This window comes from Mammaliicoccus sp. P-M58, assembly GCF_022386165.1.
In the GTDB taxonomy this organism is placed as follows: domain Bacteria; phylum Bacillota; class Bacilli; order Staphylococcales; family Staphylococcaceae; genus Mammaliicoccus; species Mammaliicoccus sciuri.
Map to the genome: position 1 here is coordinate 92,592 of NZ_JAJNJI010000008.1, position 21,592 is coordinate 114,183.

23 protein-coding genes are annotated in these 21,592 nt (G+C 31.9%); 9 read left to right on the forward strand and 14 right to left on the reverse strand.

What is annotated here, in order from left to right; genetic code table 11:
• Positions 1 to 55 precede the first annotated feature (55 nt).
• On the forward strand, positions 56 to 619 hold the full coding sequence (locus tag LQ694_RS10145) for a cysteine hydrolase family protein (protein WP_058612348.1): 564 nt from the start codon (positions 56 to 58) through the stop codon (positions 617 to 619).
• 16 nt (positions 620 to 635) lie between these two features.
• A complete protein-coding gene (locus tag LQ694_RS10150) occupies positions 636 to 2,000 on the forward strand; it encodes an MFS transporter (RefSeq protein ID WP_096791647.1) in 1,365 nt (454 codons plus the stop codon).
• A gap of 163 nt (positions 2,001 to 2,163) precedes the next feature.
• On the opposite strand, the gene LQ694_RS10155 is transcribed toward LQ694_RS10150, so the two are convergent.
• On the reverse strand, positions 2,164 to 3,087 hold the full coding sequence (locus tag LQ694_RS10155; RefSeq protein WP_218697113.1) for an ABC transporter substrate-binding protein: 924 nt from the start codon (positions 3,085 to 3,087) through the stop codon (positions 2,164 to 2,166).
• A 169-nt stretch (positions 3,088 to 3,256) separates the two neighbouring features.
• Here LQ694_RS10155 and LQ694_RS10160 point away from each other — a divergent pair, with 169 nt between their 5' ends.
• Positions 3,257 to 3,526, forward strand: coding sequence for a hypothetical protein (locus LQ694_RS10160; RefSeq protein WP_049320526.1), 270 nt, complete (start codon positions 3,257 to 3,259; stop codon positions 3,524 to 3,526).
• Positions 3,527 to 3,555: 29 nt separating this feature from the next.
• Positions 3,556 to 4,314, forward strand: a complete 759-nt coding sequence (yidC, locus tag LQ694_RS10165; protein WP_096791649.1) for a membrane protein insertase YidC — start codon at positions 3,556 to 3,558, stop codon at positions 4,312 to 4,314.
• A 223-nt stretch (positions 4,315 to 4,537) separates the two neighbouring features.
• Here yidC and LQ694_RS10170 read toward each other — a convergent pair whose 3' ends face one another.
• From LQ694_RS10170 to LQ694_RS10180, 3 genes are read right to left on the reverse strand one after another with little or no spacing between them, the layout of a single operon-like run.
• Positions 4,538 to 4,891 carry a hypothetical protein gene (locus LQ694_RS10170; RefSeq protein WP_096791650.1) on the reverse strand — a complete coding sequence of 118 codons (354 nt, stop codon included), beginning with the start codon at positions 4,889 to 4,891 and terminating at the stop codon, positions 4,538 to 4,540.
• 13 nt (positions 4,892 to 4,904) lie between these two features.
• Positions 4,905 to 6,368 (reverse strand): sensor histidine kinase, encoded by a 1,464-nt coding sequence (locus LQ694_RS10175; protein ID WP_058612343.1) that lies wholly within the window; start codon positions 6,366 to 6,368, stop codon positions 4,905 to 4,907.
• A gap of 4 nt (positions 6,369 to 6,372) precedes the next feature.
• Positions 6,373 to 7,032 carry a response regulator transcription factor gene (locus LQ694_RS10180; RefSeq protein WP_196968455.1) on the reverse strand — a complete coding sequence of 220 codons (660 nt, stop codon included), beginning with the start codon at positions 7,030 to 7,032 and terminating at the stop codon, positions 6,373 to 6,375.
• Positions 7,033 to 7,166: 134 nt separating this feature from the next.
• On the opposite strand from LQ694_RS10180, the gene LQ694_RS10185 reads away from it, so the two are divergent.
• Both LQ694_RS10185 and LQ694_RS10190 read left to right on the forward strand, forming a co-directional pair.
• Positions 7,167 to 8,342: a DUF418 domain-containing protein gene (locus LQ694_RS10185; RefSeq protein ID WP_096791652.1), complete on the forward strand. Its 1,176-nt coding sequence runs from the start codon at positions 7,167 to 7,169 to the stop codon at positions 8,340 to 8,342.
• 7 nt (positions 8,343 to 8,349) lie between these two features.
• Positions 8,350 to 8,571 carry a hypothetical protein gene (locus LQ694_RS10190; protein WP_048540559.1) on the forward strand — a complete coding sequence of 74 codons (222 nt, stop codon included), beginning with the start codon at positions 8,350 to 8,352 and terminating at the stop codon, positions 8,569 to 8,571.
• A 56-nt stretch (positions 8,572 to 8,627) separates the two neighbouring features.
• Here LQ694_RS10190 and LQ694_RS10195 read toward each other — a convergent pair whose 3' ends face one another.
• The gene (locus tag LQ694_RS10195; RefSeq protein ID WP_025906982.1) at positions 8,628 to 9,074 is read right to left on the reverse strand and encodes a MarR family winged helix-turn-helix transcriptional regulator; all 447 of its coding nucleotides are present in this window, start codon (positions 9,072 to 9,074) and stop codon (positions 8,628 to 8,630) included.
• Between the two features lie 214 nt (positions 9,075 to 9,288).
• Here LQ694_RS10195 and LQ694_RS10200 point away from each other — a divergent pair, with 214 nt between their 5' ends.
• The gene (locus LQ694_RS10200; RefSeq protein WP_096791653.1) at positions 9,289 to 10,932 is read left to right on the forward strand and encodes an alpha-keto acid decarboxylase family protein; all 1,644 of its coding nucleotides are present in this window, start codon (positions 9,289 to 9,291) and stop codon (positions 10,930 to 10,932) included.
• A gap of 67 nt (positions 10,933 to 10,999) precedes the next feature.
• On the opposite strand, the gene lacD is transcribed toward LQ694_RS10200, so the two are convergent.
• The 3 genes from lacD to pfkB are packed head-to-tail and all read right to left on the reverse strand — an operon-like array spanning position 11,000 to position 14,747.
• Positions 11,000 to 11,935 (reverse strand): tagatose-bisphosphate aldolase, encoded by a 936-nt coding sequence (gene lacD / locus LQ694_RS10205; protein ID WP_096791654.1) that lies wholly within the window; start codon positions 11,933 to 11,935, stop codon positions 11,000 to 11,002.
• Positions 11,932 to 13,806 (reverse strand): fructose-specific PTS transporter subunit EIIC, encoded by a 1,875-nt coding sequence (locus LQ694_RS10215; RefSeq protein ID WP_096791655.1) that lies wholly within the window; start codon positions 13,804 to 13,806, stop codon positions 11,932 to 11,934. Before LQ694_RS10215 ends, lacD begins: the two co-directional genes overlap by 4 nt.
• A 5-nt stretch (positions 13,807 to 13,811) precedes the next feature.
• Positions 13,812 to 14,747 (reverse strand): 1-phosphofructokinase, encoded by a 936-nt coding sequence (gene pfkB, locus LQ694_RS10220; RefSeq protein ID WP_096791656.1) that lies wholly within the window; start codon positions 14,745 to 14,747, stop codon positions 13,812 to 13,814.
• A 112-nt stretch (positions 14,748 to 14,859) separates the two neighbouring features.
• Between pfkB and LQ694_RS10225 the strand changes: the two genes are divergently transcribed.
• Positions 14,860 to 15,645 carry a MurR/RpiR family transcriptional regulator gene (locus tag LQ694_RS10225; RefSeq protein ID WP_049320537.1) on the forward strand — a complete coding sequence of 262 codons (786 nt, stop codon included), beginning with the start codon at positions 14,860 to 14,862 and terminating at the stop codon, positions 15,643 to 15,645.
• 43 nt (positions 15,646 to 15,688) lie between these two features.
• Here the strand turns inward: LQ694_RS10225 and LQ694_RS10230 are convergent, their stop codons facing one another.
• A complete protein-coding gene (locus LQ694_RS10230; RefSeq protein WP_049320538.1) occupies positions 15,689 to 16,273 on the reverse strand; it encodes a LysE family translocator in 585 nt (194 codons plus the stop codon).
• 157 nt (positions 16,274 to 16,430) lie between these two features.
• Between LQ694_RS10230 and LQ694_RS10235 the strand changes: the two genes are divergently transcribed.
• On the forward strand, positions 16,431 to 17,312 hold the full coding sequence (locus LQ694_RS10235) for a nuclease-related domain-containing protein (RefSeq protein ID WP_204201041.1): 882 nt from the start codon (positions 16,431 to 16,433) through the stop codon (positions 17,310 to 17,312).
• Between the two features lie 341 nt (positions 17,313 to 17,653).
• On the opposite strand, the gene LQ694_RS10240 is transcribed toward LQ694_RS10235, so the two are convergent.
• The 5 genes from LQ694_RS10240 to LQ694_RS10260 all read right to left on the reverse strand — a co-directional run bounded on the left by LQ694_RS10240 (position 17,654) and on the right by LQ694_RS10260 (position 21,592).
• Positions 17,654 to 18,691, reverse strand: coding sequence for a galactitol-1-phosphate 5-dehydrogenase (locus LQ694_RS10240; RefSeq protein WP_218697117.1), 1,038 nt, complete (start codon positions 18,689 to 18,691; stop codon positions 17,654 to 17,656).
• A gap of 26 nt (positions 18,692 to 18,717) precedes the next feature.
• The gene (locus tag LQ694_RS10245; protein WP_049320541.1) at positions 18,718 to 18,876 is read right to left on the reverse strand and encodes a hypothetical protein; all 159 of its coding nucleotides are present in this window, start codon (positions 18,874 to 18,876) and stop codon (positions 18,718 to 18,720) included.
• A 41-nt stretch (positions 18,877 to 18,917) separates the two neighbouring features.
• Positions 18,918 to 19,949, reverse strand: coding sequence for a zinc-binding dehydrogenase (locus LQ694_RS10250; protein WP_218697119.1), 1,032 nt, complete (start codon positions 19,947 to 19,949; stop codon positions 18,918 to 18,920).
• 20 nt (positions 19,950 to 19,969) lie between these two features.
• Complete coding sequence (locus LQ694_RS10255; RefSeq protein WP_049320543.1) at positions 19,970 to 21,229, reverse strand: PTS galactitol transporter subunit IIC; 1,260 nt, start codon at positions 21,227 to 21,229, stop codon at positions 19,970 to 19,972.
• A gap of 84 nt (positions 21,230 to 21,313) precedes the next feature.
• The gene (locus tag LQ694_RS10260; protein WP_037590477.1) at positions 21,314 to 21,592 is read right to left on the reverse strand and encodes a PTS sugar transporter subunit IIB; all 279 of its coding nucleotides are present in this window, start codon (positions 21,590 to 21,592) and stop codon (positions 21,314 to 21,316) included.

Below are 21,592 nucleotides of genomic sequence, written 5' to 3' on the forward strand. Positions count from 1 at the left end.
GAGAAATATTGCTGTGATAACATTGCATTAAAAAGAATATTAAGGAAGTGTAAGTATGTCTAATCAATCTGCTTTACTAGTTATGGATATGCAAAATGGTATTGTTGGTAGCTTATCTAATTCGAGTGAAATCATCGATAAAAATAAAAAGGCTATCGAAAGTGCTAGAAAACATCAAATCCCAGTTATTTTTGTGAGAGTAGCTTTTTCAAAAGGATTTTATGAAGTGTCGCCTTACAACAAATCATTTTCACGTATTAAAGCAAGTGGACAACAAATGAGAGTGAATGATGCATCAACTCAAATTATAGACGAACTTGCACCAAATGAAGATGAAGTCGTTGTTACAAAACATCGCTTTAGTGCTTTTACAGGTAGTAATTTAGAAGTGTTATTGCGTGGTATGCAAGTTGACCACCTTATTTTAACAGGTGTTGTAACAAGTGGTGTTGTATTATCTACTTTAGTTGAAGCGGCAGATAAAGACTTTGAATTAACAGTCTTATCAGATGCGATGACAGACAGAGATATTGAAACACATCAATTTCTAATTCATAAGATTTTTCCTAGGTATGCGGAAGTAACTGAGACGATAGAATGGTCAAATACAATCGTATAGATAGGAGATAATTTTTATGCGTCAAGTTTCGAGTGAAGAAGCCTTTAATACGAAACTATATCCTCCAATGATTTTAGGGTCAATATTGAATCCTATCAACTCTTCTATGTTAGCTGTTGCACTTATACCAATTGCACAAGCCTTCGGTATACCTTTTTATCAAACAACATGGCTTGTGTCATCGTTATATTTAGCAACAAGTATTGGTCAACCGGTTATAGGTAAACTTATAGATATATTTGGTCCAAGAGGATTATTTTTATTTGCTACAAGTTTAGTAGGAGTAGCGAGCTTGATTGCGATTTTTACACCATCTTTTTATGGATTAGTATTAGCAAGATTTCTTATAGGTATTGGTACTTGTGCAGGTTATCCTTCAGCAATGTATTTAATCAGTTATGAGGGCAAGCGTACAGGTAAAGATAGTCCAAGTAAAATATTAACAATGCTATCTATATCCAATCAGACGATTTCTGTTATTGGTCCAACAATCGGTGGTTTGTTAATTCATAGTGGCGGTTGGCAAGCTATATTCTTAGTCAATATTCCACTTTCCATTCTTTCATTCGTATTTGGATTTTTATATTATCCAAAAGTTGAAAGTCCAAAGAAATTAAATGCATTAAAAGAACAGATAGACTTTATAGGTATAACGTTGTTTACAATTACTTTAACAACATGGATGATTTTCTTTATGGAGCCAGATCAATCCATTTTTTATCTATTTATAATTGGACTGTTCAGTTTATTAGTTTTTGTCATTGTGGAACTCAAATCTAAGAAACCATTTATTGATCTAAGAGTACTTGGTCACAATGGTGCTTTAAATAATACTTATATAAGATCACTTCTTACAGCTGTTATTTCTTATAGTGTGCTATACGGATATGTTCAATGGCTAGAAGAGGGGAGAGGATTGACTGCAGCACATGCAGGACTCATGATGTTACCTCAATTCTTGGTTGGGATTTTTATGGCACAATTAACAGGTACAAGACTATCAATTAAGTTCAAACTATATTTAGGCACAATTTGTGCACTCATAACAATGATAGGCTTCCAATTTATTCATGCCGATACACCATTATGGATATTAGTATTATTAGCTGCAATTTTTGGTGTGCCACAAGGATTATTAAATTTAGCAAATCAAAATGCACTTTATCATCAAGCACCAAAATCAATGATAGGCATGTCAGCAGGATTATTAAGAACTGCAATGTATATCGGTGCAATCGTATCATCCACTCTCATTAGTACTTTATTCAAAGGTGACCACATCACAAATGGTATACATGAATTAGGTCTATTCTGTATGCTGATAGGCATAGTTATCATCATTCTAACCTTTGTCAGTAGACGTTCATTAAGCACAAGGTAGACTGCGGGTTGTCTGAAGTTAGAGAGAGGGGAGGTTGAGTTTTGGAGTGGTTGTTTAGAGTTAGATGTCATGGCTTAAGTAGTGAATAAAGCCACAACATCACCCAATTTCACATTCCCCATCAAAAAAAGAGCTAGGACACGTATCCTAGCTCTTTTCATATTTATTTCATTTCTTTAAAGGCTTTTAAGAATATCTCTCTTTGTTTTTCTAATGAAATTGGATCGTTATATTGTGTTTCTGTTACATCAAATTTAACGACGTGATTATTTTTCTTAGCTTCTGTATTTGCCCAAACATTTGTATCTTCGAATGGTGCTTTCTGATTTCCGTTTGCTGCGATTACAACAAAATCACCTAAATATTTATCGAATTCTTCAGGTGTTATTGTGATAGCATTTGTTTTTTCTGTTGCTTTTTTTAGGTCTTTTGGTTGTTTCAAGCCCCAACCGCTATATAAAATTTCAGTACCTCGACCTAATTCATCACTGAATGCCATAAGTCCTTTTGGTGTTTGTTGTAAGACTGTTGCTGTTTTTACTTTGATAAGTGGTTCTAAATCTTTTTTATCATCTTTAAGTTTTTGATCCCATTCTTTAATCCACTCTTTAGCTTGGTCTTCTTCGCCGACTAATTCTGCTAATTTAGTTGTATTATCTTTATATGTAGAAGTCATTGCATCAAAAGTAACTGTAGGTGCAATTTTTTTAAGTTTATTAAGGTTTTTGTCTTGTGCACTCGTAATAATTAAGTCAGGCTTAGATTTCGCAACTTGTTCCACATTTGTTTGATCTATTTTCTTAGCATCTTTCGTAACATCTTTAAGTACCTTGTTTTGATTAATAAATTCTGGTACTGCTACTGGTGTGTGATCAAATTTAACTAATGCGCCGACATATGTTGGGTGTAATACTGCAATTCGTTTAGGGTTTTTTGGTACATCTACTTTCTTACCATTATCCATCGTAAACGACTTTGTATCAGAGCTTGAATCTTTCTTACTACTTGAATCTTTATTGTCATTGTTGTTCCCGCATGCTGCAACAAATAAAATTAACGTTAATACTAAAATTAATACCTTTTTCATTAAAAAGCCTCCCCAATTAATTGATATTGATAATCTTTCTCAATTGTATCAAAGTATAGTGATAATACAATAGGTTTTGCAAAATTTAAAGAGTGCAATTATTTGAATATCATATTTTTACCATGTATATTTAACGTAGTAAATTCGATTGGAAAGGAGTGAAGGCGTAATGGAATGGCTCATAGGGTTATTAGGTGAAGAGATATTAATTAATTATGTTGCATTTAGCATACATTATTTCATTCCTGTGTTATTAACGCTTTTGTTTGTTTATTTGCAGATGCAAGCAAACATCAAGCTCCACAAAGATTGGATTGTAAGGTTTTCAACTGAAGTAGAGGATCAATACATTTTTGAATGGATAGTCCCTATTTTAAGGTGGAGAACACGTTGCTTATCCAAATCCGTCGATGAAGAAGACGCTAGTCCAATATATTAACGCATAATTAATATATTGGAGGAGAAATTTTGAAAAAATTATATACATTTTTAGCATTTTTAGCAGTATCGATATTACTAAGTGGATGTGCACCACAAGAAGGTGGTGTATTTTATAATTCATTAGTAGAACCATTCATTTATTTGATTAAATTCTTTGCATCATTCTTTAACAATAGTTACGGAATTGGCATTATCATCGTTACCATATGTGTAAGACTAATTGTCATGCCGTTTATGTTGCGTTCTTTTAAAGGACAGAAGAAAATGCAATTTAAAATGAAGAAAATAAAACCACAAATGGATGAAATTAATGAGAAGATGAAATCAGCTAAAGATGAACAAGAACGTGCGCAATATAGCCAAGAAATGATGGCTTTATATAAAGAACATGGCGTAAATCCTTTAAATATGGGATGTTTACCAATGATTATACAGATGCCGATACTAATGGCGTTGTACTTTGCAATATCTCATAATGATGCACTAGCAAGTCATAGCTTCGCTTGGTTTAACTTAGGTTCACCAAATATATTTATGGCACTGATTGCCGGAGCACTCTATTTATTACAAGCATATTTATCAACAAAATATTTACCAGAAGAATCAAATGGGCAAATGAAATATATTATGTATATTAGTCCAATTATGATATTTATTGTGAGTATGAGCACACCAGCAGCACTGCCATTATATTGGAGTGCAAGTGCAATCGTACTTATCATTCAACAATATATATCTAATAAGTACTTTAATTATCACGAAGACGATCTTCAAACAAGTTCATAAATAACAAAAGACGCTCAATTCTTGAGCGTCTTTTTATGAATAAAAACAAAAAAATAACCTTCTATTCGCTTTGACATGTATAGAAGGTTATTAAATTAATTATATGCAGTCACCGTCACTTAAACGGGCTTGTAGAGGTAACGTGTTACAGCACGTTACCTTTATTTGATTATAGAATATCATGAAAAAATACAATTTGTCTAGTGTCTTAAACACCTGAAGCTCAATTCTCGAGCTTCTTTTTCTTTCTTCTCTTAATGATTTCATATGTAATCAAAATAACAACAATCACCAGCATAGGGTATATTCTGTAATCGGGAGAAACGAAAAATCTAATCAAGATGAATGCGATAATTAATGAGCTAAACTGTATTAAGTATTCTTTAGTAAAGATATTATATCTATCTTTTTTATATTTATTATTTTCTAAAACTAGTGGTATAGCTACTGATATTCCTATTATTGCACCAATTAATGACGCTAAATCCACTTTATTGAAGATAATAAGTTGGGTTAATACAATAATTGAAATCATATACAATCCATACGTCACACTATAAAACAATTTCTCCTTCATTCTTCTCAGCTCCTTAATTTAAATGGATTTTGAAGTTTACACCTTTTGTAGTGGGCATAATTTTAAAGGTTCCGTTATGAAATGTGATGCAATCCATAATAATCGTTGAACCGATACCGTGTCCTTCTTTGTTGTCTTTTGTTGTGTAATTTGAATGAAGCATGTGTTTCTCTGTTGTCTTGCTTATGCCGACACCGTCATCTTTGTAGTTAATTTCTAAACCTTCATTTATATTCTTAATGTTGATTTCGATGTTTGGATTGCGTTTATTATGATCGATACTATTATCTATAAGGTTCATCATCATACGTTCAAAATATAGTTTATTGCCATAAAATTTTTGTTCTGTTAATTCATTGATAATTTCAAGCTTGTCATATTGTATCGTTCTTCTCAGCTGCTTTAATGTTTCTGTAATATCGAATGATTCTTTATGAATGGTCATTTGATCTGTTTCATATCTGAAGTTATTGTTTAAACTATCAATCAATTCAGTCATATATGCAGCTTTATCTGAAATTAAAATCGCATATTTCTTAGTGTCTATTTCTTCTGATGATAATAGTTTGGCGTAACCATAAATAGATGTTAAAGGTGATTTTAAATCATGAGATAGCTGATTAAGCCATTTCTCGCGATAGTAATTAATTTGATTTTGATAAATTTTATCTTCAGTCAGTTGTAAGTTTAAGCTTTCTACAGAATCATTAAGTTCTTTAAATAATTTTTTGCTTCTTTTGTTGTAGTGTTTAGAGCTTGGCTTAAACAATTTACCTTTAGAAAGATTTTCTATCCAATCCGTATAGAAGAATAATGGCTTAGAAAGTCTTTTAGAAATGATAAATGCGAAAATAATTACTAAAATCATGTTGAGTAACAGCAATAATAAATAAGATAGTGCTAAAAATTTAAATGTCTTATTTTCAATATCATTAAACTCATCTGTATATTCTACTTTATGATAGGCAGGATTATCTATAAATGTTAATTGATTATCCTTTTCGACATGATAATATTTATTGTAATTATTGATATACAAGCTACTTATCAATTTCTTTGTATCAATATTTTCTGTTGATTGAATAGCATGTCTATGTGATTTTGGGTAAATTAATATGACGCTATAGTCATCACTGCGAAAAGGAATAGCTTGTGTATTATATAAGTTTTCAACAAGTTTATTTTTCAAATTCAATTGTTTTTTAGGATAAAGGACATTGGCATTTTTATCGATAATATACAACTGAACATGATTGTCTTTTAATTTTTGTTTTAAATCATCATTTAATTTATAGCCGTTTTCTTCATTTGATATTGAAAAATCCATATAAAAATCATCAACATCATCTAAATCGGAATAAGAAATTTTTATAACATTTGTAAAGAAAAGCCATATGCCAATAACACCTATAATAAAAGTAATAGTAAGAAAAATAAAAATATATTTCGTGAATTTCCATGTGAATCTTTTATTCATTTCATTAACCTCTATATATGTAACCTTTGCCTCGAACTGTCTGTATAAGTTGAGGATTATTCGGGTCATCTTCTATTTTTTTGCGTAATGTTCGAATGTGAACCATTAATGTATTGTCATCCACACTGACTGAATAACCCCATACACGTTCGTATATTTGGCTCTTCGTCAAAACTTGGTTTTTATTTTTAATAAAATAAGCGAGAAGGTCGTATTCTCTTGATGTCAGGTTAGCTTTTTTGTTATTTGTGATAACGTCAGTTGTATCTAGATTGACTTGCAAGTTCTTATTGTGATGTGTATTGATATTTTTAATATGTACAGAGACGCGATAAGCGAGCTCAATAGGATCAAATGGTTTCTTCACATAATCTACAGCACCATTTTCAAATCCTTTATAAACGTCTAGATCAGAATCTTTTGCTGTAACGATAATAAGTTTAGTATCTTCATGTTTAATATATTTGACGAGTTCATAGCCATTTTCTGATTTTAAGTTTAAATCAAGCAACACGACATCAAAGTGATGTTCTTTTATTTTTGCTTCAGCTTCTGGTTTGTCACTTGCTAAATATATGTCACCTAATTGTTTATTCGATAAGGATATTTTTATCAATGTTTGTATATCTAAATCATCTTCTACTATTAATATTTTGGCAGTCATTTTTACACCTCTATATTATTGTATATTTTCATTTTATATGTATCCACACGTATATGTAAAATTAAGTCAGATTTAAGGTTTATATAAGTCGGATTTTATTTTAACTTGTTAATATAATATGTGAGGTGAATAGAATGAACAGAATAGAAGTTGCTGATGCACTAAGGGGATTTAGTTTATTTGGCATATTTATGGCCAATTTATTAATTTTCCAATTTGGTTTAACAGGGCAATTATACATAGATCAGTATCATTTAAGTGGTTTGAATCAAACAATTTATCATGTAATTAAGATTTTATTTGAAGGAAGTTTTATGCCCATATTTGCGATTTTATTTGGTTTTTCTTTAGATAAGCTTTATCAATCTATGAAAAGTAAACAAATTAAACGTCCAAGAATAAAACTGTTAAGAAGAGCTATATTCTTATTAATATTAGGTAGTTTACATGCTTATTTTATATGGGAAGGAGATATCTTATTTGGTTATGCATTATCGATGTTAATTGTGATTCCATTCATTTCATTGAATCGTAAATTTTTTAAATGGATTACGATTATTGGATTTGGGTTGATATTAGCAATGTCGGTTGGTTCTTTGTTTGATACTTCAAGTCCTATTATAGAAACGAGTGATAAAGCTTCATATGTGCATGAGGTTAAAACATTATATAGTGAAGGTAGTTATTGGGATATTCGTGAAGCAGATGACACGATACAAGATCCGAAATTCATGCAATTACAATCAATGCTTGGCGATAATATGGGATGGTTATTTGTAATGATTCTGTTTATAGAAGTTCCGTATTTTACTTTAGGTATATGTTTATCAAAATATAAATGGTTTGAAAAACGTATTAAAGATCAACACATTTCAAAATGGTTTATATATTTAATACCAGTATGGATATTAGGAAAGTCCTCTTATTTATGGTTATCGAATGAAAATGCAGCAGAGAGCATTGCCATGATATTTGGTATATTGTTGGCCATCAGCTATATTTGTTTATTTAAATATTTATATCAAACGTATCAACAAAACATCATATTTAGAGGATTTGAAAGTCTCGGTAAAATGTCGTTATCGATGTATATTTTACAAAGTATTATTGGAACACTCATATTATATGGCTATGGATTAGGATTCTTCGGAAAAGATGTACTTTTAGTGACGACGATTAGTTTTATTTTAATTTATGTATTACAAATGCTTTTAGCAACATGGTATCAAAAGCATTGGCGATATGGTCCGCTAGAATATATACTTCGAATGTTTACACATTGGAAAATTAAAGTAGGAAAAAGGAGATGAAATAATAATGATAGAAATAGTTAAGAAAGTCGCACGCATATTATTTGTCGTATTTTCAGGACTATTAGTCGCAAGATATGTCATTCAGCAGCTGAATCAATTTACTAATTTGCATTTAAGCTGGTTCTATTTAGAACATGTGCCATATAGTTTCATCATCATTGTTATTTTATATTTCATCTGCATTGTCGTTTATAGTTCATTGCGTACATATGGACAAAGTGATTAGTTTAAATATATAAAGAAAGGGAGCAGGACGTATTGTCCAGCTCCCTTTTTTGATTGCTATTCTTTTGGCTTAATAGATTTAACATTTTTAAATCCACTTTTCATACTTGCAAGGTGTTCCATAAAATCATGCCACTCTGTACCAGCTTCTTCGAACGTTTGCTGTAATAATTCATTTTGCGCTTGGTTCAATTTATGAACTAAAGCACTACCTTCTTCTGTAGGGTATAAATGTTTTACACGTCTATCATTGTCAGAGTCTACATATCTAATTAATTTTTTTTCTTTTAATTTTTTTAATGAAGCGTGAGATGCTTGTTTAGATATTTCAAGTGTATCTAATAAATCTTTAATTGTTATACCTGGCATTTGATCTATAAAAAATAAAAATCTATGATGCTGTCTGTTCATGCCATGATTTTTAATAATATCGTCAGCTGTATTGATAAATGTTTTGTACGCGAAATAAAAAAGCATATGATCATAATTGTTTTTATTATCCATCGTGTCGACTCCTTTTCAACTATTATAAAGGATAGTTGTTAAAAATTCATTTTTAGGTCAATGATGTTGACTTAATTTTAAAGTAGGTATATACTAAGAATTGTTATAGGGATTATTAAACATTTGATATTTAATCAAACGTTTATTTTTTACATTAATAGGTCAACTATATTGACTTAAATTGATTCGTAAAACTAGAAAAGGAGAATCGGATATGAAAAAACGTGTTGGGGAATATTTAATGGATTCATTAAGTACGGTAGGAGTAGAAAAAGTATTTGGTGTTCCTGGAGATTTTAATTTAGCATTTTTAGATGACATTGTAAGTAGAGAAGATATGGAATGGGTAGGCAATACGAATGAATTAAATGCAAGTTATGCTGCGGATGGATATGCAAGAATGAATGGTATCAGTGCAATGGTCACTACATTTGGAGTTGGTGAACTAAGTGCAGTTAATGGTATTGCAGGATCTTATGCAGAACGTGTGCCAGTGATAGCTATTACAGGTGCACCAACAACAGTTGTTGAAGAAGCGGGTAAATATGTTCACCATTCATTAGGTGAAGGTAAGTTTGATAGTTATAGAAAAATGTTTAAAGAAATTACAACTGCTCAAGGTTATATAACAGTAGAAAATGCTCAGACTGAAATTCCAAGATTAATTAATGCAGCATTAGCTGAAAAAAGACCTGTCCATATACATTTACCAATCGATGTAGCACAAGCAGAAATTGAAGTTGAAGAAGCTTTCAAACCAGCTGACGTGATCAATCAAGATGTTTCTCAATACATCGAAATGGTACAACAAAAATTAAAAACAGCACAGCAACCTGTTATCATTACTGGTCATGAAATTAATAGCTTTAAATTACATGATGAATTAGAGCGCTTTGTTGAACAAACACAAATTCCAGTTGCACAACTTTCTTTAGGTAAAGGTGCATTTAATGAAGAAAGTCGTTATTATATGGGGATTTATGATGGTAGTATCGCAGAAGAAGATATTAGAAATTATGTAGATAACAGTGACGCTATTTTAAATATTGGTGCTAAATTAACAGATTCAGCAACTGCAGGTTATTCTTATGGATTTGATATTGATGATGTCGTAATGATCAATCACTTAGATTTCAAATTAAACGATACAACTTCATCAGAATTTACATTACCAAGTTTAATGAACGGATTACTTGATATTGAATATAAAAACGAAGCACATTTCCCAGAAAATAATCGTCCTGAAAAAGGTGATTACACAGTTGATAATGCGCCACTTACACAAGAAACTTACTTTAAAATGATGCAAGATTTTATTGGATTAGATGATATAATTTTAGCAGAACAAGGTACTTCATTCTTCGGTGCGTATGACCTTAACTTATACAAAAATAATACATTTATTGGACAACCATTATGGGGATCAATAGGTTATACATTACCAGCAACAATAGGTACACAAATGTCTAATTTATATAGAAGAAATATCCTATTAATTGGTGATGGTTCATTACAATTAACAGCACAAGATATATCAACAATGATTAGAAATGACCTTAAACCTGTTATTTTTGTTATTAATAATGAGGGATACACAGTTGAAAGAAAAATCCACGGCGAACACCAAGTATATAATGATATTCAAATGTGGGACTACAAAATGTTACCAGCCGTATTTGGCGGTAAAGATACAGTAGCCGTACACGACGTAGAAACATCTGCCGATTTAGAAAATGTATTCTTAAAAATTGACAATGAACCTAATCAAATGCATTTCATAGAAGTTAAAATGGGCGTTTCAGACGCACCAGAAAAACTAGACGCAATTGGACAAGCATTCTCAAAACAAAATAGTTAATATAAAACCCCCTAAACCATCAATCATGGATTAGGGGGCATTATTATGTGAAGAGGATGGAGAAGGTTTATACGGGTGTAGCAATTTCTTCAACTAATTTATTTAATTCTAGAATATTATTTTTACAGGTTGATTTCAGTTTGTTTTTTGAGGAATTAATACCATCTTCTACATATGCTTTTGCAGCATCACTCCATGTAGCTCTACCACATAATACACCATTAAACTTAGACCCTGACTTATATGCGAAGTTTAATGTATCTATAAATAATTGTGATGACACGCCAGCACTTAAAAATATAAACGGTAGGTTGGTAGCATTAGATTGTTCCAGGAAGAATTCAGCAGCTTCCTCTTTTGTATAAACATATTCATTCTTAGCATATCCCTCTACAAAGTTCATATTAACTGGAACTTCTACTTTTAGTACATCAACATTAAATCTTGATTCACTGTAAAGACGCATGGCATTAATCACTTTATGTGGCTTTACCTTAGCAAACTCAATTCCCTTTTCATCACCAATAGAGTCATCATATGTTAAAATTTCTAGGAAAAAAGGTAATGATTCTGATACACATTCACTACCAACTCTTTCTACAAAAGCTTCTTTTTGACTATTTATTTCTTCTGACTCATTTATGTCTACATAGATAAGAAGTTTGATGGCATCTGCACCTTTAGATTTCAAGTTTTTTACTGAACAATTTGGAATTAAGTCAGGAAATCTTCCTGGTGTTTTTTTATCATAACCTGTTTTTTCATATGCCATAATTAAACCACAATTTGCATCTCTTATATTAGCTGCTTCTTTACCAAATTCAGGATCTAATAATATAGATGATGCATAAGGTGTTAATTCATTTGAGACTAATTCTTTAAAATTAGATATTTCAGTATTTGAAATATTTTCGCCCATCATTCTTTTTAAAGCACCTCTTTGGTCTATAGCTAATGCAGTAATAATGCCTTTATTGTTAGTTAGTTTTTTTAAAGATTTCATTTCTTATTCACTCCACTTAATAGATTTACGATTTCTTCTTTTGAATTTGAAGATATTAATTGATTTGTAAATTCTTTATCCATTAATTTTCTAGATAGGTTCGCTAAAATATTTAAATGTTCCTCACCATTATTTTCAGGTACTAATATACTTATTAAGAAATTAGTAGGTTTCCCATCTAAAGATGGCCATTCAATTTCATTATCCATTTTAATGACAATTAGACTTGCGTTACTAATTGATTTATCTGATACATGAGGTATAGCTATACCATTCTCCATGCCCGTACTACTTTCTGATTCACGTGCTTTCAAACCTTCAAAGACAGAATTGAAATTATCTGAAACATTTGTTTCAACTGATTTTTGGGCAATAAACTCTAAAGCACTTTCTTTATTGTTGAAAGATTTATTTAAGAAAACTCGTTTACAGTCTACTAAGTTGTTAGTAGATATGATTTTAGGCTGTTCATCAGACACATTACTTTTAGTAACATATCTTTTTTGTTCGATTGACATCAATATTCCAGCAACAAGAGCACCAATAATTATTGATACTACCCAGAAAATTGGATGAGTAACTACAGGCAATACTATAAATCCACCATGTGGAGCTGGAACTTCAACTTTCAACATATATGTGAGTATTGCAGCTATAGACGAGCCAACCATAAGTATTGGGATAATAATAAATGGTCGTTTAGCAGCAAATGGAATCGCACCTTCAGTGATATGTGTTGAACCAAGTAAAAAGTTGACTAATCCAGCACTCGTCTCAGATTGACTGTAATATTTTCTAGATAGTAATACTGAGAATCCAGTTGCTAATGGTGGGACTATACATGCAGCTGATACTCCAGCCATGAAAAGATGGTTACCTTGTGCTAATAGAGCAGTACCAGTAACATACGCTGCTTTATTTACTGGTCCACCCATATCAAATGCACACATTATACCGACAATTAAACCTAAAATTATTGGATTTGAGTTTTGGAAACCTGCTAAAAATTCCATCATACCTTTATTAATAAATTCCATAGGTATTGATAAATACCACATTATAAAGCCTGCAATAAAGATACCCAAAACAGGTAGTAAAAATATTGCTTTCAAACCATCTAATGATTTAGGTAAGTTTTTTAGAGATTTTTGTAATAATAATACGATACCACCAGCTAAGAAACCTCCTGCAATACCTCCTAGAAAGCCTGTACCATTTGTATCAGCTATCATACCAACGATAAAACCTATAACTAGACCTGGCCTATTGGCTATTGATTGTGCTATATATGCACTAAGTATAGGAACCATTAGACCCATAGCTAAGCCACCTATTGTGTTCATTTGTTCAGCGATAACATTGTATTGATCAGATTTTGGATCAGCAGAGTATATGCCAAACATGAACGATATAGCAGTCATAACTCCTCCTGCAACTACGAAAGGAAGCATATGCGAAACACCATTCATTAAATGAACATATATTTTATGCCACATATTAGAAGAAGTATTTTCTTGATGCTCAGAATTATCAAATTGATTATTCACAGATTGATAAATTGACACATCACCTGAAATAGCTTGATCGAGTAACTGATTTGCTTGCTTAATACCTTTAGATACTGAAACATTAATAACTTTCTTCCCTTTGAATCTATCGATATTTACATTTTTATCAGCTGCAATAATAATGACTTCTGCTTCGTCAATTTCTTTTTTACTAAATTCATTTTCAGTTCCTCTTTGTCCATGCGTTTCTACTTTAATTGTTACATTTTTACTTTTAGCAGCATTTTCTAGTGCTTCAGCTGCCATGAAAGTATGTGCTATTCCCGTTGGACATCCTGTAACTCCTAAAAATTGATATTTCATAAATATCACCCCTGTTTAGTAACGTTTAATGTTGAAATTTGAATCTCTTTCAATAATTCTTCGGTATCGCTAAAATCTGTGAGTCCTGATTTAAATGCCGTAGAAGAACCGGAAACAACAGCTTTTTTGAGAGCGGTAGCTTCATCTAAAGTCTCTTGAAAAGTATGATAAAATGTTGCTAAAATTGTATCTCCAGCTCCAGCTGTATTTAAAACTTCACCTTTAGGAGCAGTACAATGATAACTACAATATTTATTGAAAAAATATGCTCCATTTTCTCCAACAGATACTAAAACATTTTGACAACCCTCTCTAATAAGTAGATTGGATACATATGCGATGTCTTTATCAGATTTTAGATCATGGTTAGGGAAAAGGTTTTGTAACTCTTCTTCATTAGGTTTGATTAAAAACGGTTTGTATTTAATAATTTCTTTTAGAATAGGATGGCTGGTATCAATAATTAATTTAAATCCTATTGATTTTGATAATTTTGCAATTGTTAATAATATTTCACCATCAATACCTTTGGGAAGACTTCCAGATACAAAAAGAATATCATTACTATTCAAATTTTTTATTTTGGCTAATAGTGTATTTATCTCATTTTTCTTAATGGTAGGTCCCGAATTAACAATTTTATATTCACCTTGGTTTGATTTAAGAAATACATTAATTCTAGTATTACCTTCTACTTCAATAAAATCTGTTTGAATTTTCATTTTTTCTAATTCATCTTTGACAAATTTCCCACTAAATCCTCCTACAAATCCTGTTGCGATATTAGGAGTACCTAATTTACTTAAAATTACAGATATGTTAACTCCTTTTCCATTAGGTTGAAACTCGTCATAAATACTTCTATTTACATAATCAGGTTTAAAATCATTCATATGAACGAACATATCAATAGCTGTGTTTAATGTACAAGTGTATATCATAAGCAAACATCCTTTCTTAATAATGATTATGGCATGTGCAAGAATGAAAATGTTTACACTTTCTATGATATAGTAAAAATAAAGTGAAAATATTTACATAAGGAGGGTTAACATGAATTTTCAACAACGTGTACAATATTTTTATAGTAAGTTAAGTGATAGTGATAAATACTTAATAAACTATATAGAAAAAAATTATCTTGATATGGTAAATCTTTCTATTATTAAATTGAGCGAAGATGCTAATGTATCTACTTCAACGATAGTAAGATGTATGAAAAAACTAGACTACAGTGGTTTTACGGATTTTAAGTTTCAAATTGCAACAGAGATTTCTAATACTAATCCAAAATCATTGGAACAAGTAGAATACATTGATAGTCAAATTCAAACTGCGATTATTAAAAATAAAGAAGAAGTTGATAAGACTATTAGATACATTCAATCTTCTATAATAGAGGATGCTATATCAGCGATTAAATACAGTAAAAAAGTTACTATATTTGCAAGAGGATTTTCAGAACATATATCAAATGAAATGACAATCAAACTGCAATTACTAAATAAATATACTGAGGAGCATAATGATCCGAACATAATTCGAATAAAATCAAAAACATTTACAAAAGATGATTTAGTAATATTTATTTCTTTGAATGGTGAAACAGAAGAACTGGTGGAAGCTGCTGAATATTGTAAAAACTTAAACGTCAAAACAATTTGTTTAACAACAAATAAAGAAGGTAGACTATATGAACTATGCGATATCATTTTATTAGGATTTAAATCTGATAAAAATTATTTACCTGAATATGAAGTTAGGTCACGGTTACCATTACAAGTTTTATCTAGAATACTTTTGGATGCATATGTAATAAGAAATGATCAAAACAGTTAATACAATACCCCCTATACCATCAATTATGGATTAGGGGGCATTATTATGTGAAGAGGATGGAGATAGCAGTATATACGAGAAGTAGGGCCATTATGATATTAAATGCTAATTCATGTTGATTAATAAACTTTTTAAAGATTGAACCAAAGACACTCCAGCTGAATGAGGATAGAAATCCGATGAGCGCTAAATATGTAATTAAGATGATTTGGATAGAGAAATGTTCAAAGTTTGGTGTTATAAATGCAGCTACAACACTTAACGCATAAATCACACCTTTAGGATTTACGAACTGTAACAACATACCAAATTTAATATTATTGTATCTATTACTAAACGATTGAGCATCCGTACCTTTACTCGTTCCAATTTTATATGCTAAATAAAGTAAATAAATTGCCCCGAAAATCTTCATATATAATTGTATTTTAGGGAATAGGTGATACAAAGCAGAACTAAAGAAATTAGATACGAGCAGTAATAAAAAGAAGCCAAGCGCAACACCGATACAGAAACGTACTGTACCTCGCAGACCAGTTTGTTTAGAATAATATAAAGACATAATGTTATTAGGTCCAGGCGTGAAACTAGAAACAATCGCATAAATCGTCATAGATAATAAAGTCATATAAAACACCCCTTCAAATTAAACTATTGAGAGTATTGTATCGGTAGATGAAGTGATTGTAAATGGTTGGTGGTGGGGGATGAGAATAAGAAAATTTTAGTTTATCTTTTCCTGCGCATTCTCTATAATAATTGTAAAGAATTATGGAGGTGCATCGATGAATAGTCAAACATACTTACTGGCTCTCAAAAATCGTATCATTCAAGATAAACTTGATGAAGATACGAGGAACTATATTAAAGGTCTGGAGGGTGAACTTTTCATTAAAGGTATTCTTGATGAATATCCAGATCTTCATTATTTATATGATTTTCATATAAGTCACAAAAATCGCGTTCAGATTGATTTTTTAATTATAACGGATGATGCTATATGTCACTTTGAGGTTAAACATTATTCTGGAGATTATACGATTAAAGATGGTCAGCTTATGAACGAATTTGGAAATATGTTTTATACACCTTTTCAGCAACTGCGACGAGCCAATTATGAATTGAATCATTTAATATCCCATTTGAATATCAACAAACCCTTACATTCCTATCTTATTTTTTCAAACCCCAAATTTACTTTAAAAGGTACAATGCCAAATCATTTCAATATTCTATTACCAACAGAATTACACAAACTTAAATATATGTTCAAAAATAATCATACTATAGAAAATGCTAATATCTTACATATGTTTCAACAAGAGCATAGTGACTTTTCACATCTTTATAACAATATTAAAAAAGTCCCGATGGCTAGTCTAAGACCAGGATTGAAATGCCCGAAATGTAAGAGATTGAATACAGTTGAGGTAGAAGAACGAAAGAAATATCTAGGTTGTAAATTCTGTCACTTTGAAATTAGTAGAAATAAATTGTACTTGTATAATTTAATGGAATTCTATATCTGCAAAGGGGAGCCTTTTACTTTATCAGAAGCCCAAAAATGGTGTGGTGTGGAGAATAGTTTAACTATTAGAAGGGTGCTTGATAAAAATTTTAGGTTTATTAATAAGAAACCAAAGAAATATTATCTTGATAATAAATAAGTATCATCTTTAAGTTTTGAAGAGTATTTATCAAGACTGCCCAAACAAGATAAATAGGGCATCGTATTTATCAAGACTGGTCAAACAAGATAAATAGGGGCCTCGTATTTATTAAGACTGCCCAAACAAGATAAATAGGGGCCTCGTATTTATCAAGACTGGTCAAACAAGATAAATAGGGGCCTCGTATTTATCAAGACTGGTCAAACAAGATAAATAGGCGCCGTACTTTTATTAACATCCCCCAATCTCCCATACCCAACCAAAAAACAGGGGCGCCATACGCGGCGCCCCTGCCCCTGTTCCTTCTTAAGGTATTATTGATATATGGTTATGTTTATTTATGGGTGGAAGATTACTTTATCGTACTGTTTCTTTCTGTTTACTAAGTTTTCAAATGTTTCTGGTCCTTTTGATAAAGGAAGTACATCGGAGATAATGGGTTTCACATCAATTTCTCCTGTAGACATATAATGTAGTGTAGCTGCCCATTCTTTTCCTGGAAATGGGGCGGATAAACCGTTCCATGAACCTATGACATTAAGCTCATTTCTTAATATCTTTTCGAAATGTTGACGATGAATCTCGATATCTGAATATGGAATACCTAATAGTAAGACTTCGCCACCTTTAGTAGGTAATGTAAGTACTTGTCCTATTGTAAATGGTGATCCTGCTGATTCAACAGCAACATCAATTTTTTCAGGTATTGCAGATATAGCTTCATCTAAGTCTGTTTCTTTAGAATTAATCGTATAATCCGCGCCGAGTTCCTTAGCGATTTCTAACTTATGGTCATCAATATCTATTGCGATTATTTTAGCTGCTCCGAATATTTTCGACCATTGAATGGCTAGTAATCCAATGCTTCCACATCCCATGACTGCTACAGTTGCACCCGGTTTCATACGTGTTCTGTAAAATCCATGTGCAACGACTGCAGAAGGTTCGACCATTGCTGCAGTATTTAAATCTACATTGTCTGGTACTTTAAGTACATTGTTTGCTGGGAGTTTCACATATTCTGCAAAACAACCAGGTTCATATGATCCAATCACATATAAATTTTCACAACGTGAGTATTCACCTTTTTCACAGTAATGGCATTGATGGCATACGACAGCGGGGCATCCTGTTACAGCATCACCGACATTTAACCCCGATACGTCGCTACCAACTTCCTCAACAATTCCTGAAAATTCATGTCCGAACGTCATACCTTGTTTGTAAGGTCCAAGCTTTTTGTAGCGGGAGGTATCTGATCCACAGATACCTGTTGCTTTAACTTTAATAATGACATCATTTGGTGCATCTATCTTTGGTACAGCTGTTTCTTCAAATCTTAAATCTTCAATACCATATAAATTTAAGGCTTTCAAAAGTATTATCCTCCCCTCTATTTATATTATGAGGTTTGTTCTGAAGTCAATTTCTTCTTCTTGAAAAGTTTAGAACCGAAATAACTTAAGAAGACAGCACTATTACATACGAGTAAATTATCCATATAGAATTGTGTAATACCTCTCATTGGCCCAAGCATAAAATCTAACATGTGTTCAACCATAATCAACATTCTCCTTTTTTATCTTTAAAAAGATTATTTGTTTATTCGATAGGGCGAAGTAATACTTTAATACCTTCGCCGCCTTTAATGTGATTGTAACCTTCATCCCATTCAGTAATATCAAGCTCAGCAGTAACAAGTGCTTCTGCATTTACTTGTCCAGTACTCATGAGTTGTAATGATGGTTCCCAATCGGCAGGTTTCTGACTTCTACTACCAACAACTCTAATTTCTTTTTGAACGATTTTTTCCAAATCAAAAGGTATTTCTGAATCTTTAAAAATACCAACTTGGACATATAGACCTTTTTTGCGTAATAGATTAAGACCCTGTTTAGCAGCAGGTACAGCGCCAGAACATTCTAATACAACATCTGCACCGTATCCGTCTGTAATGTTGTTAACATATTCTTTTAAGTCTGTATGTTGAATATTCACAACATGATCTAAATTTAATTCTTCTGCTTTTGCTAAACGCGCTTTATCGTTATCTAAACCAGTTATAACGACTTTTCCACCTTTACTTTTAACGACTTGTGCGACGAGTAGACCAATTGGACCTGGTCCCATAACAACAACAGTATCACCTTGATTAATTTCAATTTTAGACACTGCGTGATGTGCACAAGCAAGAGGTTCTGTCATAGAAGCGGCTTTATAAGAAACATTGTCAGGCAACTTGTGAACACTTGCTGCTCTTGCTACAAGATATTGTGTGAAGCCACCATTTTGTTGCGTACCTAAACCTTTACGATGATTACATAAATTGTAGTCTCCAGATTGACAGTATTCACATTCACCACAAATATAATATGTTGTCTCAGACGTTACACGATCACCAATTTCAAATCCTTCAACTTTATCACCAAGCGCAACGATTTCTCCAGAAAACTCATGGCCAAGTGTTACAGGGAAGTTTACATTGTAATGACCTTCATAAGTGTGAACATCTGTACCACAAATACCGGCATAATGAACTTTTATTTTTATCTCATTTTCATTTGGTTCTGGAATTTCTTTATCTAAAATTTCTAAATTACCAAAACCAGGTGCTGTTTTTACTAATGCTTTCATTTAAAGTCATCCCCTTAATGTTAGTTGAACAATGCAAAGAACTTGAAGATAATATAGTTTAAGATGTTACCACCTTGGTCAAGACTTGAGATTTGTGAAGATCCTGATGGCATTTTCACATTTGTACCGTCAGCCATGCTTGTGAAGATAGGTGCTACATCTGTTGCGATATATAGTGAAATAGCAATCATAATTGCACCAACGATAACTGAATGTATGATATTACCGCGTGCTGCACCTACGATAAATGCGACGATAAATGGAATTGTTGCTAAGTCACCAAAAGGTAATACTTGGTTACCAGGTAAAATAACAGCTAATAATACAGTTACAGGTACTAAGATTAAAGCAGTTGAGATAACAGCTGGATGACCTAATGCAACCGCAGCATCTAAACCAATATAAATTTCACGATCTCCAAAGCGTTTGTTTAACCAAGTACGAGCTGATTCTGATACAGGCATTAAACCTTCCATAAGAATCTTAACCATACGAGGCATTAAGACCATAACAGCAGCCATTGACATACCTAAGTTAATAACGTCACCAGCATTGTAGCCAGCTAATAAACCAATTGCTAAACCAAGTACTAAACCTACGAAGATAGATTCACCGAATGCGCCGAAACGTTTTTGAATTGTATCTGGGTCAGCATTTAATTTGTTAATACCAGGCACTTTTTGAAGACCTTTAACAAGGAAGATACCAGGTACATAAGAAATCGTACTACCAGTTGCAATAGATACACCTGGTAAATCATAGAATTTACTCATCATTGGTGCAGTCCAGTCAGCTACTTTTAAGCAGACGATTTGGAATAATGCAGCTGCAACTAATGATTGCCAAATGCTCCCTGAAACGGCATACACCATCGCACCACAGAATGTATAGTGCCAGAAGTTCCAAATATCAACGTTCATTGTTTTAGTTGTTTTAGTTAATAACATAATGACATTAATCACAATACCTAAAGGAATAATAAATGCAGCGATAACAGATGCCCATGCAATTGATGATGTAGCAGGCCAACCTACATCGATTACATTTAAACTTACGCCTAAATTTTTAACCATTGCTTGTGCTGCAGGTCCTAAATTATTTACAAGTAAATCAATTACTAAGAAAATACCTACAAAGGCAACACCAATCGTTAAACCAGATCTAAATGCTGCGCCAACTTTCTGTCTGAAAAATAACCCTAATAAGAATATGACAATCGGTAAAATCACCGTTGCACCTAAATCAAGAAATGCTTGAATAAAATTTACAAAACCATTCATTCCCTACACCATCCTCTTTTTAGAAGAATGAGGATGAAATATGATTTATTCCAACCTCATGCTAGTTTTTAATTTTGAATTTGTTTAACTTTGTAAAGCGTCTAAAATTTCTTTCTTAGTATCTTCAACACCAATTCCAGTTAAGAAGTTACGTGCGTTAATAACTGGGAATTTGTATTCTTTTTGCGTCATTGCTGTTGTGACTAATAAATCGGCTGTATCAGCGTATGCACCAACTTCAGAGATTTTGATTTGTTTTAAATCTACTTTAATGTTGTGTTCTTTAGCCATTTCCTCAATTGCGTTGTTAACCACTGTTGACGTTGCGATTCCTGCTCCACATGCTACTAATACTTGTTTCAT

What these genes read in the sequence shown, in the direction of transcription:
- LQ694_RS10155 (WP_218697113.1), bottom strand. Translation starts at nt 3,087, where the DNA reads ATGAAAAAGGTATTAATTTTAGTATTAACGTTAATTTTATTTGTTGCA.
- LQ694_RS10230 (WP_049320538.1), bottom strand. Translation starts at nt 16,273, where the DNA reads ATGACTTTATTATCTATGACGATTTATGCGATTGTTTCTAGTTTCACG.
- LQ694_RS10180 (WP_196968455.1), bottom strand. Translation starts at nt 7,032, where the DNA reads ATGACTGCCAAAATATTAATAGTAGAAGATGATTTAGATATACAAACA.
- LQ694_RS10250 (WP_218697119.1), bottom strand. Translation starts at nt 19,949, where the DNA reads ATGAAAGCATTAGTAAAAACAGCACCTGGTTTTGGTAATTTAGAAATT.
- LQ694_RS10245 (WP_049320541.1), bottom strand. Translation starts at nt 18,876, where the DNA reads ATGGTTGAACACATGTTAGATTTTATGCTTGGGCCAATGAGAGGTATT.
- LQ694_RS10160 (WP_049320526.1), top strand. Translation starts at nt 3,257, where the DNA reads ATGGAATGGCTCATAGGGTTATTAGGTGAAGAGATATTAATTAATTAT.
- LQ694_RS10200 (WP_096791653.1), top strand. Translation starts at nt 9,289, where the DNA reads ATGAAAAAACGTGTTGGGGAATATTTAATGGATTCATTAAGTACGGTA.
- LQ694_RS10185 (WP_096791652.1), top strand. Translation starts at nt 7,167, where the DNA reads ATGAACAGAATAGAAGTTGCTGATGCACTAAGGGGATTTAGTTTATTT.
- LQ694_RS10255 (WP_049320543.1), bottom strand. Translation starts at nt 21,229, where the DNA reads ATGAATGGTTTTGTAAATTTTATTCAAGCATTTCTTGATTTAGGTGCA.
- LQ694_RS10170 (WP_096791650.1), bottom strand. Translation starts at nt 4,891, where the DNA reads ATGAAGGAGAAATTGTTTTATAGTGTGACGTATGGATTGTATATGATT.
- LQ694_RS10150 (WP_096791647.1), top strand. Translation starts at nt 636, where the DNA reads ATGCGTCAAGTTTCGAGTGAAGAAGCCTTTAATACGAAACTATATCCT.
- LQ694_RS10215 (WP_096791655.1), bottom strand. Translation starts at nt 13,806, where the DNA reads ATGAAATATCAATTTTTAGGAGTTACAGGATGTCCAACGGGAATAGCA.
- pfkB (WP_096791656.1), bottom strand. Translation starts at nt 14,747, where the DNA reads ATGATATACACTTGTACATTAAACACAGCTATTGATATGTTCGTTCAT.
- LQ694_RS10235 (WP_204201041.1), top strand. Translation starts at nt 16,431, where the DNA reads ATGAATAGTCAAACATACTTACTGGCTCTCAAAAATCGTATCATTCAA.
- LQ694_RS10225 (WP_049320537.1), top strand. Translation starts at nt 14,860, where the DNA reads ATGAATTTTCAACAACGTGTACAATATTTTTATAGTAAGTTAAGTGAT.
- lacD (WP_096791654.1), bottom strand. Translation starts at nt 11,935, where the DNA reads ATGAAATCTTTAAAAAAACTAACTAACAATAAAGGCATTATTACTGCA.
- LQ694_RS10190 (WP_048540559.1), top strand. Translation starts at nt 8,350, where the DNA reads ATGATAGAAATAGTTAAGAAAGTCGCACGCATATTATTTGTCGTATTT.
- LQ694_RS10175 (WP_058612343.1), bottom strand. Translation starts at nt 6,368, where the DNA reads ATGAATAAAAGATTCACATGGAAATTCACGAAATATATTTTTATTTTT.
- LQ694_RS10195 (WP_025906982.1), bottom strand. Translation starts at nt 9,074, where the DNA reads ATGGATAATAAAAACAATTATGATCATATGCTTTTTTATTTCGCGTAC.
- LQ694_RS10145 (WP_058612348.1), top strand. Translation starts at nt 56, where the DNA reads ATGTCTAATCAATCTGCTTTACTAGTTATGGATATGCAAAATGGTATT.
- LQ694_RS10260 (WP_037590477.1), bottom strand. Translation starts at nt 21,592, where the DNA reads ATGAAACAAGTATTAGTAGCATGTGGAGCAGGAATCGCAACGTCAACA.